The 14,732-nt window shown below is 64.4% G+C and carries 14 protein-coding genes; 5 read left to right on the forward strand and 9 right to left on the reverse strand.

Going from position 1 to position 14,732, the window contains the following annotated elements:
• Nucleotides 1-37: 37 nt before the first annotated feature.
• Nucleotides 38-856, reverse strand: coding sequence for a DeoR/GlpR family DNA-binding transcription regulator (locus VSR72_RS22445; protein WP_342954527.1), 819 nt, complete (start codon nt 854-856; stop codon nt 38-40).
• 30 nt (nt 857-886) lie between these two features.
• Here VSR72_RS22445 and VSR72_RS22450 point away from each other — a divergent pair, with 30 nt between their 5' ends.
• Both VSR72_RS22450 and VSR72_RS22455 read left to right on the forward strand, forming a co-directional pair.
• On the forward strand, nt 887-1,474 hold the full coding sequence (locus VSR72_RS22450) for an NUDIX domain-containing protein (RefSeq protein ID WP_342954528.1): 588 nt from the start codon (nt 887-889) through the stop codon (nt 1,472-1,474).
• A gap of 35 nt (nt 1,475-1,509) precedes the next feature.
• Nucleotides 1,510-1,806: a YciI family protein gene (locus tag VSR72_RS22455; RefSeq protein WP_342954529.1), complete on the forward strand. Its 297-nt coding sequence runs from the start codon at nt 1,510-1,512 to the stop codon at nt 1,804-1,806.
• Here the strand turns inward: VSR72_RS22455 and VSR72_RS22460 are convergent, their stop codons facing one another.
• The 7 genes from VSR72_RS22460 to ugpC form a co-directional block, all read right to left on the reverse strand.
• Nucleotides 1,807-2,619: an FRG domain-containing protein gene (locus tag VSR72_RS22460; RefSeq protein WP_342954530.1), complete on the reverse strand. Its 813-nt coding sequence runs from the start codon at nt 2,617-2,619 to the stop codon at nt 1,807-1,809.
• Nucleotides 2,620-2,743: 124 nt separating this feature from the next.
• Nucleotides 2,744-3,247, reverse strand: a complete 504-nt coding sequence (locus tag VSR72_RS22465) for a hypothetical protein (protein WP_342954531.1) — start codon at nt 3,245-3,247, stop codon at nt 2,744-2,746.
• 95 nt (nt 3,248-3,342) lie between these two features.
• On the reverse strand, nt 3,343-4,194 hold the full coding sequence (locus tag VSR72_RS22470) for a carbohydrate ABC transporter permease (protein ID WP_342954532.1): 852 nt from the start codon (nt 4,192-4,194) through the stop codon (nt 3,343-3,345).
• A gap of 21 nt (nt 4,195-4,215) precedes the next feature.
• Nucleotides 4,216-5,115, reverse strand: a complete 900-nt coding sequence (locus VSR72_RS22475) for a sugar ABC transporter permease (RefSeq protein WP_342954628.1) — start codon at nt 5,113-5,115, stop codon at nt 4,216-4,218.
• 148 nt (nt 5,116-5,263) lie between these two features.
• Nucleotides 5,264-6,526 (reverse strand): ABC transporter substrate-binding protein, encoded by a 1,263-nt coding sequence (locus VSR72_RS22480; protein WP_342954533.1) that lies wholly within the window; start codon nt 6,524-6,526, stop codon nt 5,264-5,266.
• Between the two features lie 68 nt (nt 6,527-6,594).
• Complete coding sequence (locus VSR72_RS22485) at nt 6,595-8,595, reverse strand: beta-galactosidase (RefSeq protein ID WP_342954629.1); 2,001 nt, start codon at nt 8,593-8,595, stop codon at nt 6,595-6,597.
• Between the two features lie 23 nt (nt 8,596-8,618).
• A complete protein-coding gene (ugpC, locus tag VSR72_RS22490; protein ID WP_342954534.1) occupies nt 8,619-9,785 on the reverse strand; it encodes a sn-glycerol-3-phosphate ABC transporter ATP-binding protein UgpC in 1,167 nt (388 codons plus the stop codon).
• Between the two features lie 189 nt (nt 9,786-9,974).
• Between ugpC and VSR72_RS22495 the strand changes: the two genes are divergently transcribed.
• Nucleotides 9,975-11,006, forward strand: coding sequence for a LacI family DNA-binding transcriptional regulator (locus VSR72_RS22495; protein ID WP_342954535.1), 1,032 nt, complete (start codon nt 9,975-9,977; stop codon nt 11,004-11,006).
• Nucleotides 11,007-11,156: 150 nt separating this feature from the next.
• On the forward strand, nt 11,157-12,935 hold the full coding sequence (locus VSR72_RS22500; RefSeq protein ID WP_342954536.1) for a methyl-accepting chemotaxis protein: 1,779 nt from the start codon (nt 11,157-11,159) through the stop codon (nt 12,933-12,935).
• 18 nt (nt 12,936-12,953) lie between these two features.
• Here the strand turns inward: VSR72_RS22500 and VSR72_RS22505 are convergent, their stop codons facing one another.
• Nucleotides 12,954-13,937: a response regulator gene (locus VSR72_RS22505; RefSeq protein ID WP_342954537.1), complete on the reverse strand. Its 984-nt coding sequence runs from the start codon at nt 13,935-13,937 to the stop codon at nt 12,954-12,956.
• A 286-nt stretch (nt 13,938-14,223) separates the two neighbouring features.
• On the opposite strand from VSR72_RS22505, the gene VSR72_RS22510 reads away from it, so the two are divergent.
• Entirely contained in the window at nt 14,224-14,721 is a 498-nt protein-coding gene (locus tag VSR72_RS22510; RefSeq protein WP_069265858.1) for a thioesterase family protein, read from the forward strand.
• The last annotated feature ends 11 nt before the right edge of the window (nt 14,722-14,732 follow it).

Here is a 14,732-nt window from a genome sequence, read left to right on the forward strand (position 1 = left end):
GATGCTACACGCCTCGCGTGACGGCGCGCTCATGAACTCAGGCGCGCACCACCGTCACGCCGGCCGCCTCGATCGGCTCGATGAGCTTCGCGTCCGTCGAACGCTCGACGACGATGGTCTGCGCCATGTCGAGCGGACCGATGCAGTACGGCGAAGCGGCGTTGAGCTTGGCCGCCGAAGCCAATACGACCGTTTCCGCGGCGCGCGCGGCCAGTGCGCGTTTTACATAGGATTCCTCGAAATCTCCCGTGCTCAAGCCCGCCTGCGCGTGAACGCCCGTCACGCCCATGAAGTACAGGTCCGCATGGATGTGCGAGATCGCCTCCACGGCCGCCGCGCCCACCGTGACCACCGAATGCTTGTACAGCTTCCCGCCAATCAGCACGACCTCGATGCTGGGATGCTCAGCGAGCGCCACCGCGACACCGGGGCTATGCGTGACGATGGTCGCCCGCAGTTCGCGCGGCAGGCACTCGACGAGGAGCGCCGAGGTCGTCCCGCCATCGACGATCGCCACCTGCCCCGGCGCGATCATGTCCGCGGCCTTTTGCGCAATGCGCCGCTTGGCCGCCACCTCCATGCCGCGGCGCTCGGCAATGGGGGCCACCGCCGGCGAAGCCGGCAGCGCGCCGCCATGCACGCGCTGCAGCAGGCCTTCGGCCGCCAGTTCGCGCAGGTCGCGCCGCACCGTGTCCTCGGAAACGCCGAACTTCTCGCTCAGTTCGCCGGCGAGCACCTGGCCGTCGCGCTTGAGGGCTGCGAGTATTGCTTTCTTTCGTTGATCTGTGAGCATGGCATTGGCATGAACGGGATTGCACGAATTTTCTTGATTTTGCACGAACCTGCACGATACCATGAATGGCAAATGCTGACCGAGGAGAACGAGATGACTGCAACCCAGGACCGCGTGCGAATGATCAACACCACCGTGCTGTCCGACGACTGGTATGTGCTGCGCAAGGTGACCTTCGACTTCCTGCGCAGCAATGGCACGTGGCAACGCCAGAGCCGCGAGACGTACGACCGCGGCAACGGCGCGACCATCCTGCTGCACGACCCGCGCAGCGGCAATGTCGTGCTCACGCGGCAATTCCGCATGCCGACGTTCGTCAACGGACACGACGGCATGATGATCGAGGCGCCGGGCGGCCTGCTCGACGACGCCGCGCCCGACGAGCGCATTCGCGCCGAAGTCGAAGAAGAAACCGGCTACCGCGTGCGCAACCTGCGCAAGGTGTTCGAGGCGTACATGAGCCCAGGCTCGGTAACCGAAAAGCTTTACTTCTACCTCGGCGAATACGACCCCGCCGAGCGGCCCGGTGCAGGGGGCGGCGTCGAGGAGGAAGGCGAGGATCTGGAAGTGGTCGAAGTGCCGCTCGGCGATGCGCTAAGGATGATCGAGCGCGGCGAGATCGTGGACGGCAAGACGATCATGCTGCTCCAGCACGCGGCGTTGCGCGGTCTGGCGCGCTAACATAGCCGTTCCCGCACGCTCAATATCGACCGCACATGTATATCGTTTCGCTGATCTATACCGCTTCGCTCGAACGCATCGACGACGCCCTTCCCGCGCATCGCGCTTACCTCGACGCGCAATTCGAAGCCGGCAACTTCATTGCAGCCGGCCCGAAAATGCCGCGCGACGGCGGCGTGATCATCGCCTCGCACATGCCGCGCGAGCGACTCGATGCGCTGCTCGCCGCCGATCCCTTTGCACAAGAGGGCGTCGCCATCTACGAGGTAACGGAATTCAAGGCGACGCGGCTTGCGCCCGGCCTCAATCTGCCGCGAGCCGAAACGCCTTGATCAGTTCGATGAGCCCGCATCCGCTGCCATGGGCAGGACCATGCCCGACCACACGATTTCCAGCTCCACCGCAATGGATCGCGCGAGCCCGTCGAGCCCCGGAAAGAGCGACGCATTCGTGATGTTCATGCGGTAGAGCCACTTCATCGCGTCCATGCGGATACGCTCGGGCAGCACGATCTTGTGCAGCAGTTCCTCGTGGCTCTCGTAGCCTTCGAGAATAGCCTGCAACGGCTTGTCGATCACGCCCGGCACGACGAACGTGCCCGACTGCGCGACGAGCCGGTCGTCCATCTCCGTGGGTTCACCCGACCAGAGAATTTCGTTCGTGTTGCTAAAGAAATAGCGTTCGAAGTTATCGTGCGCACGCGGGTCGATCACATCGCGCGTGAGCGTGGGGTTGGTTTTGGGCAGCGCGCGGCTGTTCCACAGTGCAGGCGTGTTGAGTGCGTAGACGGCCGCGTCGCCGGTTGCGCGTTCCAGCGCGAAAAAGGCCGCGACGAACGGGCTCTTGGTGAAATCGAGCAGCCGCGTGGGGGCGCCGTGGTGCTGCATGAGCGCGAGACAGCGCAGGTCGTCCTTGAGCAGGTCCGGATGCGCGAGAAAGTTGTGCGCCTTGCGGCGAAACACGCGAATGGCGCGCTCCTCGCGCTGGCGCCATTGCAGGCGGTCGCCCACGTAGTCGCGCATGTAGCGCGTGAGCGAGCTTTCGAGGTGCCACTGCGCGTTCTGCTGGCCGCGAAACGCCCAGCCGTCGAGCTGTGTCGTCAGCACCATGAACTGCTGCCAGTCTGTGAGTACCGTGGTCTGCATCGTTATTCCGGAGGCGTTTGTTTTTGCGTTGCGCTGGGTCGCGTGTAGCGCGCGCCCCGCTGGACACGCTAGCACATCGACAATGACAACATCACGAAGCCTTCGCCGCGTTCCTCGTGCACATTCAGGCAAATGCACGCAGCATCGCGATCTGCTCGCGCCAGCGCGTCAGCACCTGCTCGGGCTCGTAGAGCCGGAACGTCACGCCGCTCAGCACCTCGGCATACTTCGCGCGATGTTCGGTGACGGATTCGATTTCGACGCGAAATACGCTCAGTTCGAGCGCCGTTTGCCGCTGCGCCACGGCGTGCGAGCGGGCGCGTATCTCCAGCAGCGCGCCGTCGTGCACGAGCGAGAGCGTAAGGCGGCCGTCGCGCACGAGGTTGGCTGTGGTGCTGGACTGCGGCCAGAGCGCGACGAGCAGCGTGGTGGCGTTCACGGCCAGGATCTCGCCCGCGCTGAGTTGCGCGCCGTGCGGCCAGCCGTCCTCGCTTACGGTCGAAAGGCGGAGCGCATCGGCGAGGCGCGCTTCAAGGTGGTCGCCGTCGAGTTCGCGCACGAGCGCTGCGGGCAATCGGGTGGACGAGGCGGGTTGCAACGGCCGCGGGGCCGGTTCCTTGTGCGGCATGGGGCGTTCCTTACGGGCATGACTGACGTCGGGTCGTTCGAAATTGGACCGTAGCGCCGCGCCGAAGTCAAATCGCCCCGCCTTTCATCACCCGTTCAGCCCTTGGTCGCGCCGAACGTGAGCCCCGCCACGAAATGCTTTTGCATCGCGAAGAACATCATTACCGAAGGCAGGGCCGCCAGCACCGAGCCTGCGGAAACGAGGTTCCATGCCGTCGTCCACTGGCCCTTGAGGGCCGCAACGCCCACGGTGATCGGCGCGGCGTCGTCGCCCTGGGTCAGGCACAACGCCCAGAAGTAGTCGTTCCAGACGAACGTGAATACGAGAATGGCCAGCGCGGCGAGCGCCGGTCGAATGAGCGGCAGCACGATGCGCACGAACACGGTCCATTCGTTCGCACCCTCGATGCGCGCGGCCTCGACGAGTTCGAACGGCAGCTGCTTGATGAAATTGCGCAGGAAGAGCGCGCAAAACCCGGTCTGAAACGAAAGATGGAACAGGATCAGCCCGCCCACGGTGTTGTAGAGCCCGAGCTTGAGCGTCAAGTCGCGCACCGGAATCATCAGCACCTGGATCGGCACGAAGTTGCCCGCAACGAAGGTCGCGAACAGCGCCGAATTGCCCGGAAAGCGGTAAATGGCCAGCGCATAGCCCGCCAGCGCCGCGAGCGCGATCGCCCCGGCCACGGCGGGCAGTGTGATCTGCACGCTGTTCCAGAAGTAATGGAGCATCGGCGAAGTCGTGAGCGCGTCGCGATAGTTCGCGATCAGCGCGAAGTGCCTTGGCCAGCCCCAGTAGTTGCCTTCGCTCAGTTCTTCGGTGGAGCGCACAGAAGTAACCAGCACGGCGACGAGCGGCAGCAGCCAGATGACGAGCGCCACGGGCAGCGAGAGCTTGTACAGGCGGCGCGACGCGGGCTTCCATTTGTCGACCGGTATCGGAAACATGTGGGGCTCCTCGTAGCGGATTCAGTGCTCGCTGCGCAGCAGGCGGCGCAGGTGATAGACGATGTACAGCAGCATTATCGCGAACAGCACGACGGCAATCGCGGCCGAATACCCGAGCCGGTAATATTTGATCGCCTGGTCGTACATGTAGTACGCGAGCACCGTCGAGCTTTCGAACGGACCGCCACCTGTCATCACGGAGATAAGGTCGAAGCTGCGCAGCGCGCCAATGACCGTGACCACCACGGCCATGAATGTGACGGGACGCAGTTGCGGCAGGATCACGTGCCACAGCATGGTCCAGCCCTTCGCGCCTTCCATGCGCGCGGCCTCGATCTGCTCGCTGTTGAGCGTGGTGAGGCCCGTGAGATACAGAATCATGCAGTACGCGGTTTGCGGCCAGAGCGCTGCGAAGATGATGCCGGGCGTGGCGTAGTTCGGGTCGCCGAGCACCGGAATGCCGTGGCCGAGTATGAGCGCGAGCAGGCCGAACGTGGGGTCGTAGAACCACGAGTAGATGAGGCCCACCACCACGCCCGAAAGCACGAACGGCGCGAAGAACAGCGACTTGACGATGCGGATGCCGCCCACCGCCTGGTTCAGATACAGCGCGATCGCGAGGCCCATGGGCGGCGCGAGCAGGAACAGCACGAGCCAGATCACATTGTTCTTGAGCGCCGTGTAGAACGTGGGCGACTGGAACAGTTCGACGTAATTCGCGAGACCCACGAAACTCGCTTCGGTCATGCCGTCCCAGTTGTAGAGCGACAGACGCAGCGTGGAGAGAATCGGCCAGATCACGTAGACCGCGAACATGATGACCGCGGGCGCGAGAAAGAGGCACGCGGCACGGCGCTGGCGACGTGCGGTGGGCGACGCGCGGCGGCGCGGCTGGATGCCCCGGCCGCTTGCGTGCGGCATGCCGCCGTTCTCGCCGCCTGCCGGCGCGGCGCCGTCCACGCGGTGCGAAACGGTGTGAGTCACTGCCTGTCTCACGGCAAAAACCTCCTGTTAGCCGACTCAGCAGGCGGGCAGCATTGACGCACCGCCCGCCTCTTCTTCGAACTCCTTACTTCTTGTAGATCCGCTGACGCGTCTGCTCCAGTTGCGCGAGAATCGCGTCGATCTTGGTCGGATCGGACACGAACTGTTGCATGCCCTTCATGCCTTCGTCTGCCATTTCCTTCGTCATGTCGCGATCGTAGAACTGCGCAATGCCGCCCTTCGTGTTCGAGAGGATCTGGAAGCCGATCTTCGAAATCGGATCTTCAGGCTCCGGCGACTTGCTGTTCGCCGAAAGCGAACCCAGCCCCTTGGCGAGTTGCGAGCCGATCTCCGGCGTCTCCGCAAACGCGAGGAATGCACGCGCATCGGCCTTGTTCTTCGCCTTGCCCGGAATATGCAGCGATTCGACCGGACCGTCTTCGGCGGTCGGCACGTTCGGGTCGATGATCGGGAACTGGAAATAGCCCATCTGCTGCTTGACCGTCGGGCTGAAGCCGCCCGTGATGAACGTGCCCATCAGCATCATCGCGGCCTTGCCCTGGAACAGGAACGGCTGCGCCGAGTCGAGATCGTACGAGAGCGAATTGGGAATGAAGTCGCCGTCATCGATCAGTTGCTTCCACGTGACGTACACCTTCTTCACGCGCGGGTCGGTGTACGGCACTTCGCCCGCCATGAGCTTCTGGTGGAACGCGTTGCCGTTCAGGCGCAGGTCCAGATAGTCGAACCAGCCCGCAAGCGTCCACGCGTCGCGGCCGGCCACGGCAATCGGCGCGATGCCGGCGGCCTTGAGCTTCTTGCAGGCGTCGAGGAATTCATTCCATGTTTTCGGCTCGCTCTTGATGCCCACCTTGTCGAACAGGTCCTTGCGATAGAACATGCCCCACGAGTAATACACCGTGGGCGCGGCATACTGCTTGCCCTGGTACGACGAAGCCTCCTTCGTCGATGCGTACATGCTGTCCCAGTTGTTTTTCTTCCAGTCGTCCGACAGGTCCGCGAACAGGCCGCGCTTCGCGTAGTAGGCCATGCGCTCGCCGTCGTGCCAGTTCACGATGTCGGGCGGCGCGGTCGTGAGCCAGTTCGGCAACTGCACCTTGTAGGCTTCCTCGTCGACGAACGACACCTTCACGTCGGTGCCGGGGTGCGTCTTCTTGAACTGGTCGATCACCTGTTCCCACACGGCGCGCTGGCTTGCGCCCTTGTAGGCAATGTTCATTTCGAGCGTGCCGGCCTGCGCCGCGCTTGCGAACGTGCCTGCAAGCGCGCCCGCCGCCAGCGTCGCAGCAACGAGCAGGGTGCGTGGTCTGAAGGTCTTGCCGATCATGCGTGTCTCCTTGGTTATACGTCGTTGTCGGTGCTGCATCGGTAGGAACTGGATCTGCTATGCGTCTGTTATGAACGGTAGGCGCTCACGCCCTGCGGTTCTATCGTACGCGAGCCCATCACGATTGCCTCGTCGGGAATATCCGCAGAGAGGGTGTGCGTACCCGGTCCGTAGTTGAATACCCAGGTGAAGCCGCCGCGCCGGCTCACGCGTATCGCATCGCCAAGCGGCTGCGGCGTGAGGCCCGCTTCGCGCGCCACGCGCGCAAAGAGCGCCTGCGTGCTCGCCTCGTCGAACAGGCTCGCGAGGTAGTGGACCGCGCCGCTCTTCACGTAAGCGGGATGGCCGTCGCTGAACGTCGCGCGCACTTCCGGCACAGCCCATTCGTTTTCGCCGGTGTTTGCACCGAGTTCGATCAGATCGCGCCAGTGGCGCGCGTGGCCTTCGTGCGCGCCGTCGATGTCGAAGCGCACCGGCTCGCTGATGTTGGGCCGCAGCGACTCCACGCGCCACACGCGCAGCGGCAGCAGCGCCGCGAGCGGCCCTGGCGGCAGGTTGGCGGGAATCTGCAGATCTACGGTTTTCGAACCCGTGCGCGGCCCGATCACCACCTGCGCGCCCGAATTGGCGAGACGCTGTGCGAAGTCGTCGGGCACGATGGGCAGCGGCGGCACGACCACGAGACGGTAGCCGTCGAGCGGCGCGTGCACCGAAACGATATCCACATCGAAGCCGAGCGCGCGCAGCGCCGAGTAGTACTCCACAGCGAAACGCGGATAGTGGAAATCCGCGCCCTGCGGATGAATTTCGAAGAGCCACTTCGCCTCGTAGTCGAGCACGAGCGCAACGGGCGTCTTCACGTCGAAGTCGCGGCCGCCCTGCTTCGCCGCCGCGAGCACGGCCTCGATTTCCTCGGCCACGCGTGCCGCTTCCGCACTGCCAAGATCGGGGCGGTTATCGGGCGTATTCAGACCCGCGTGCATCTGCTCCTGCGCGAACGGCGCCTGGCGCCAGCGGAAATACGACACGCAGCCCGCGCCATGCGCGAACGCTTCCCAGCTCCACAGCCGCACCATGCCGGGCAGCGGCGCGGGGTTCCAGTGCGCCCAGTTCACGGGACCGGGCTGTTGCTCCATGACCCAGAACGGCAGCTTCGACATGCCGCGATACACGTCGTGATGGAACGAGGCGAAGTCCGGGTGACCGGTGCGCAGATAACGCGCCTTCACGTCGGGCGCGTACCACTGCTGGTCGAGCGCGCCGAGCGGATAGCTGTCCCACGTCGCGACGTCGAGATCGGCGGCAACCTTGTAGTGATCGAACTCCATGAACAGTTGCATGAAGTTGTGCGCAATGGGTCGTCCCGGCGAATGCGCGCGCAGGATATCCACCTGCATGCGGTTGTAGCGCTGTACTTCATCGGAGGCGAAGCGCTGGTAGTCGAGCCGGTGCGACGGATGCGCTTCGGTTACGGTGCCGACGGGCGCTTCGATTTCGTCGAAGCTGCGGTACTCCATGCTCCAGAACACGGTGCCCCAGGCGGTGTTGAGCGCGTCGATGCTGCCGTAGCGCGCCTTGAGCCATTCGCGAAAGCGCTGCACCGCCGAAGGGGAGTAGCTCACCACCGTTTGATGGCAGCCGTACTCGTTATCGGTCTGCCAGTAGGCAACGGCGGGATGCTTGCCATAACGCGCCGCAACCGCTTCGCAAATGCGCCGCGAAGCCTCGTAATACGCCGGCGACGAAAAATCGTAATGCCGACGCGAGCCGAACCCGCGCACGCGGCCATCGGCGCCCACGGGCAGGATGTCCGGATGCTGGTCGATCAGCCACTTGGGCGGGGTGGCGGTGGGCGTGCACATCACCACTTGCAGGCCGGCGGCGCCGAGCGTGTCGATCGCGCGATCGAGCCAGCCCCAGTCGAATTCTCCGGGCGTGGGCTCGATGCGGCTCCACGCGAACTCGGCGATACGCACCTGCGCGATGCCCAGCGCCTTCATGCGCGCGGCGTCGTCTTTCCACATGGCCTCCGGCCAGTGCTCCGGGTAATAGCAGACTCCAAGACGCATCCCTGTGTCCTCGGTGGTTGTTGTCATGCAGGTTGATCGGCGGTGGCGAGCGGCGCGACGGCGAAGCCGTCTTCCGCAAACAGATGGCAGGCGCTCGCGCTCGCACGGAACTGGACGGTGTCGCCGCTACCTAGCCGTGCGTCGCCGGGCGCCTTGGCGACGAGCACCGCACCGCCAGGCTGCTCGAGGTGCACGTAGCTGTGCTCGCCAAGCTCTTCGACCAGGGTAATGGTGCGCGCAATCGTCAAGGCGTCCTTATCATCCTTTGACGCTACGACACTGCCATTCATCAGTTCGAGATGCTCGGGCCGCACGCCGAACGTGACAGGCGCACCCACCGCAAGCCGTGCGCCCTGCACTGGCAGCCGCACCGTTTCGCCGCTTTCGTCGAGTGTGACGCTCACGCCGTTCGCCTCGATAGCCGACACGCGCGCCGGCAGAAAATTCATGCGCGGCGAGCCGATGAAGCCCGCCACGAAGCGGCTCGCGGGCCGATGATAAAGCTCGAGCGGCGCACCCACCTGGGCGATGCTGCCGTATCGTTCGGTATCCTTACCGCTATGCAGCAGGACGATCTTGTCGGCGAGCGTCATCGCCTCGATCTGGTCGTGCGTCACGTACACCACGCTGGCCTGCTCGAACTGTCGATGCAGGCGAGCGATCTCGATACGCGTCTGGCCGCGCAAGGTGGCGTCGAGATTGGAAAGCGGCTCGTCGAACAGGAACACGCCGGGCTCGCGCACGATCGCGCGGCCAATCGCCACGCGCTGGCGCTGCCCGCCCGAAAGCGCTTTGGGGTGACGTTCGAGCAACGCTTCGAGTTGAAGAATGCGTGCGGCTTCGCGCACCTTGCGGTCGATTTCGGCCTTCGGCGTTTTCGCGAGTTTCAGGCCAAACGCCATGTTCTCGTACACGGTCATGTGCGGGAACAGCGCGTAGCTCTGGAACACCATCGCCACGCCGCGCTGCGCGGCGGGCACGTCGTTCACGAGCTTGCCGCCAATCGAAATATCGCCGTCGGTCAGGTCTTCCAGGCCCGCGATCATGCGCAGCAGCGTGGACTTGCCGCAGCCCGATGGGCCGAGGAATACACAGAACTCGTTCCTGCCGATCTCCAGATCGACGTTGCGAATCACCGGCGCATTCTCGCCGTATGCCTTCTGAACGCCGCGCAACGAAATGCTCGCCATCGTCCCGTCTCCATGTTCTAATCGGCACGAAACGGAGATTAAGCGCTTAATCAGCAGCCCATAAAAAAGCGATCGCATGGGCGATCTGGCTGGCTTGTCTCCGATATTCGTTTTGATTGTCGGGCCAATGTTGCAGTGGCCGTCACAATCATGCAAATGTTGAATCGCCTTCCCATATTTTGAGATCGCATGCCGACCCTGAACGAAGTCGCGCGCCGCGCCGGCGTCACGCCGGCCACCGTCTCGAACGTCTTGCGCGAGCGCGGGCGCGTGGGCGAAGCCACACGCCAACGCGTGCTCGAAGCGGTCGAGGCGCTGGGCTATCGCCCGCATTTGTCGGCGCGCGCGCTTGCCGAAGGGCGGCCGCCCACCATCGCGCTCATGGTGTCGAGCATCGCTAACCCGTTCTACCCGGAGTTCGCGCTCGCCGTGGAGAATGCGCTGCGGCGCAGCGGGCGCTTCCTCATCATCTGCAATACGGACGGCGACCCGCAAACGGGCCGCGCCTACCTCGAACAGATTGCGGGCACGCTCTCGGCGGGCGTGCTCGTGATGAACGCCAATCTCGACTTTGCCGACCTGCGCGCCACCGTGCGGCGCGGCGCGCCCGTGGTGCTGTGCATGTGGGAGCGGCCGCTCGACCCGCCGGGCCTGCCCTGCGTGGCCGTGGACTTCCGGCGCGCAGGCGAGCTTGCCGCGCAGCATTTGCTGACGCTCGGGCACCGGCGCATTGGCGCGATTGTCGGCAGCAAGGTTTCCGGCATCCACGCAGCGCGCTATGACGGCTTCGTCGCGGCCATGCAGGCAGCCGGCCTCGACGGCGCGCTCGCGCCCGTGCGCTACGCGCCGGATACGACGCAAGGCGGCTACGCGGCCACGAGCGAGTTGCTGGCGCGGCATCCCGACCTCACTGCGATCTTCGCGACCAACGACCTGCCCGCGCTCGGCGCGATGCAGGCCGCCGCCGATCTCGGGCTCGACGTGCCGCGCGAGCTTTCCGTGGTCGGCATCACCGATATTCAGCTTGCGCGCGAGTCGCGGCCCGCACTCACGACCGTTGCGGTCGCAACGGTCGAGGCGGCGGAGCTGGCCGTCGAATTGTTGACGGAACTGGTCGAGGCGACAGATTCGGCCACCGGCACGGCTGCGCGCGTGTGTGTGGTTTCAGCGCCGCGCCTTGTCGTGCGGGCTTCGACGGCGTCGCCGCGAGCGAAAGGCTAACGAAAGAATTGATATACCAAACCCTACCCAGCGCAAAGAACCCATAAGCAAAGCTTAAGGTTCCGTTCGAACCATCCGTTAAACACGATGGCGCTGCACATGTGCACCGTCACGCAAAAAACAATCGAAGATGGCTGGAGAAAAACGAACGTGAAGCGAACAACGTTGAATCAGAAAGCCTGGAGCATCGTCGGGCTGCTATGGATCTCGCTCGTCGTGATGGTGGTGGCCAACGCCTTCATGACGCGCTCGGGCATGGTCACGGACCGCAAGAACCTGGTCGAACAGGAGACGCAAACCGCATTGGGCGTGGTCTCGTACTACCAGAAGGAAGCGACCGCCGGCCACATGAGCGCCGACGACGCGAAGCGTCTCGCCATCGCCACGCTGCGCGGCACGCGCTACGGCGACGACCAGAGCGGCTACTTCGGCATTTACGACAGCAACGCCATGGCGCTGCTCGTGCCGCCCAAGCCGGAAATGGAAGGCAAGAGCCAGGCGAACATGACCGACCCGCGCGGCACGCATGTGGCGCTCGAGATCGTCAAGAGCTCGTCCACGGGCGGCGACGGCTACAGCAGCTACTGGTGGCCGAAGCCCGGCAAGAGCGCGCCGGTCGAAAAGATCACCTATTCCGCGCTCGTGCCGGGCTGGGACTGGCACATCTTCACCGGCATCTATACCGACGACATCGACGACGCCTTCCGCAGCGCGCTGATCAGCAACCTCTTGCTCGTGACCGTGATCGGCGCAGCGGTGACGCTCGGCCTCATGTGGCTCATCCGCACGATCCGCAGAAGCCTTGGCGGCGAGCCGGAATACGCCTCGGAGATCTGCCAGCGCATTGCCGAAGGCGACCTCACGGCTCATGTGAATCTCGCGCCCGGCGACCAGCACAGCCTGCTCCACTCGATGCAGCAGATGCAGCGCCGTCTCGTCGAAACCGTGCAGCGCATTCAGACTTCGGCTGAATCGATTACAACGGGCGCGAAGGAAATCGCATCCGGAAACCTGGACCTGTCCTCGCGCACCGAGGAGCAAGCCGCCTCACTGGAGGAAACGGCCGCCAGCATCGAAGAGCTCACGACCACGGTCAAGCACAACACCGACAACGCGCGCCAGGGCAATACGCTCGCCGTGAACGCATCGGAAGTCGCCGCGCGCGGCGGCGAAGTCGTGCGCCGCGTGGTCGAAACGATGAACGAGATTTCGAGCAGCTCGCAGCGCGTGGAGCAGATCATCGGCGTGATCGACGGCATTGCCTTCCAGACCAACATCCTCGCGCTCAATGCGGCCGTGGAAGCGGCGCGCGCCGGCGACCAGGGCCGCGGCTTCGCCGTCGTGGCGGGCGAAGTGCGCAGCCTCGCGCAGCGCAGCGCGACGGCCGCGAAGGAGATCAAGGACCTGATCGGGCAGTCGGTGGCGCAGGTGTCGGAAGGCACGAGGCTCGTCGACGAAGCGGGTAAAACCATCGACGAGGTGGTGATTTCGGCGCGCCGCGTGGCCGACCTGATGGGCGAAATCGCAGCAGCGTCCGAGGAGCAGCATACGGGCATCGAGCAGGTGAACCGCGCCGTCGCACAGATGGACGAAGTCACGCAGCAGAATGCGGCGCTCGTGGAGGAGGCATCGGCCGCTGCGCAGTCGATGGCGGCGCAGTCGAATGGCTTGCGCGATGTCGTGACGGTGTTCCGGGTCGGGGCGCAGGCTGAGCCGGCGATTGCGTCGACAGTTGCAGCGCCTGCTCGAAGCGCGCCTGCCGTGCGCCCGGCGGCACCGCTCAAGCGCTCGGTGCCGCCCGCACGCGCGAAGGCCGCTGGAAAGTCCGCGAACGCAGCACCGGCAGCACCCGCGGCAACGGCAAAGGCGGCATCGGCCAGCCCTGTGGCCACCGCCGCTAACGAATCCGCAGACTGGGAAACGTTCTAAAGGCTGTTCGCGACGTAATCACGCAAGGCGCTCGCCCTCATCCGGCGCGCCTTGCACCGCCCGCCACGCAGCAAACGTGATCAACCCGGGTGCAAGACCCGGATCGCCGATACGCGTCCAGCTCGTATGCGTATCCTCGAGTCCCGGCACCGGCTGGGGCGTCGCAAACTCCACGCGCGACATGCCAGGCCGATACGCTTCGTTCGGCCAGTAAACCGGCATGATGCGGCGCGCCGCCATTTCCTCGCGCAGGGCTTCCGGGCCACCCTCGTCGGCCACGACATCGCATTGCGCCGCCCAGTCGTGGCTGTCCCATGCGAGAAACACGCCGGCGTTGCCTTCGGCGTCGAACGTCAGCACGGCATTCTGCTCGGGCCGCCAGTAGTACTCGACGATGCGCTCGCGCAACGCGACTTCGTGCAGCACGTCGGCAATGCGCCGGTTCGCGTAGATCGCGCCCACCCCATGCACGCCGATATGGCCGCGCCTAGCGCAGAACTTGCGCTTGGCGTCGTCGATCGCGCCGCGCAGCTTGCGGGTCATGGCGGGATCGGACTTCTTCACATAGAAGTCGATCAGTCCCGCGTTGAACGCCTCCACCGCGTGCGACTCGTCGGCCGTGGCCGTGAGCAGGATGCGCGTGCACGCCAGATCCTTCGCGGCCGCAAGGAACTCGACGCCAGTCATCTCCGGCATTTCATAGTCCACGACGAGCGCGGCGATATCGCCAAAGCGCGCCGCGTCGGCCATCACGTCCTCGCCTAGCGCATTGCCGCCCTTCTTCTCGAACTCCGACCATGCAGCGCCCGCAGCGGGATTGCGCGCGCTCTGCCGTGCCTCGTGCGAAGCGACGAAGGCCAGCGTCTCTCGCGCGCTCGTGAAATAGCGGTCCGTGCCCGCGCCCGGAAAGAGGCCGCGCAGCGCGTAAAGGAAGTCGGGGCTGTCGTCGAGGAAAACGACGGAGACGGGATGGTAAACCGGCTGTCTGACGATGGAGCTCATGCTGGATCTCGGTTAAGCGCGCTGCACTTCATGCGGCTCATGCCATGCCGCGAGGTAAACAAGTGAATTATGCGGCGTGTCGCCTGGACACAGCAACCCGAAGCCGCAAAAGCGCGATCAACGAAAACACGCGCAAACGTTATCGCGCCCTGCGAGCATGAACCGCTTTGCGTATGTGGGAAGCACGGTATTGGATGAAGAGGAAGACGAAGAGAATGATGCATGCCTCCCTTTCTGCGGAGGCACGCGCGGCTGCCGCCTGCAGTCCTTATCTGGAGTCACTCTGATGTACGCACGCGAATCCATTCCCGCCGTCCTGTCCCGTGGCACCGCCGGATTCTCCGACGAAATCATGGAAGCTACGCCGACCAAAACGTTCCATCACGTCATCGATATCTACCTGAAGGACTCGAACGCGTTCATGAACACGTATTTCGCCCGCTATTTCGAATGGCAGGGCATTTGCCGCGAACGCTGGTTTCACGAGTGCATTCACAACAATCTGCTCGCCTCGGGCGGCGTGTTCGTCACCAAGCGCGCGCACCAGGAATACGTGCAGGAAACCTTTCCGTTCCAGCGCGTGGATTGCTACCTCAACACCTTCCAGGTGCGTCAGTGCTCCGCGTATCTCGTGTTCCGCTTCTGCGTGGACGGGCGGCCTGTTTCGCTCGGCTATCAGCAGATTCTCTTCGCCGGCACCGACAAGCGCATTCGCCGCTTTCCGCCCGGCATCATCGAGCGCGTGAAGGAATACGAGCTGGTCCTGCCCTCGGGTTCGAACTAAGCGTGTTGAAC

It is taken from the genome of Paraburkholderia sp. JHI869 (genome assembly GCF_038900775.1).
Taxonomy (GTDB): domain Bacteria; phylum Pseudomonadota; class Gammaproteobacteria; order Burkholderiales; family Burkholderiaceae; genus Paraburkholderia.

Bases quoted from the DNA above. Each gene is read 5' to 3' on its own strand.
- VSR72_RS22445 (WP_342954527.1), bottom strand. From the start codon at position 856: ATGGTATCGTGCAGGTTCGTGCAAAATCAAGAAAATTCGTGCAATCCC.
- VSR72_RS22450 (WP_342954528.1), top strand. From the start codon at position 887: ATGACTGCAACCCAGGACCGCGTGCGAATGATCAACACCACCGTGCTG.
- VSR72_RS22455 (WP_342954529.1), top strand. From the start codon at position 1,510: ATGTATATCGTTTCGCTGATCTATACCGCTTCGCTCGAACGCATCGAC.
- VSR72_RS22460 (WP_342954530.1), bottom strand. From the start codon at position 2,619: ATGCAGACCACGGTACTCACAGACTGGCAGCAGTTCATGGTGCTGACG.
- VSR72_RS22465 (WP_342954531.1), bottom strand. From the start codon at position 3,247: ATGCCGCACAAGGAACCGGCCCCGCGGCCGTTGCAACCCGCCTCGTCC.
- VSR72_RS22470 (WP_342954532.1), bottom strand. From the start codon at position 4,194: ATGTTTCCGATACCGGTCGACAAATGGAAGCCCGCGTCGCGCCGCCTG.
- VSR72_RS22475 (WP_342954628.1), bottom strand. From the start codon at position 5,115: ATGCCGCACGCAAGCGGCCGGGGCATCCAGCCGCGCCGCCGCGCGTCG.
- VSR72_RS22480 (WP_342954533.1), bottom strand. From the start codon at position 6,526: ATGATCGGCAAGACCTTCAGACCACGCACCCTGCTCGTTGCTGCGACG.
- VSR72_RS22485 (WP_342954629.1), bottom strand. From the start codon at position 8,595: ATGCGTCTTGGAGTCTGCTATTACCCGGAGCACTGGCCGGAGGCCATG.
- ugpC (WP_342954534.1), bottom strand. From the start codon at position 9,785: ATGGCGAGCATTTCGTTGCGCGGCGTTCAGAAGGCATACGGCGAGAAT.
- VSR72_RS22495 (WP_342954535.1), top strand. From the start codon at position 9,975: ATGCCGACCCTGAACGAAGTCGCGCGCCGCGCCGGCGTCACGCCGGCC.
- VSR72_RS22505 (WP_342954537.1), bottom strand. From the start codon at position 13,937: ATGAGCTCCATCGTCAGACAGCCGGTTTACCATCCCGTCTCCGTCGTT.
- VSR72_RS22510 (WP_069265858.1), top strand. From the start codon at position 14,224: ATGTACGCACGCGAATCCATTCCCGCCGTCCTGTCCCGTGGCACCGCC.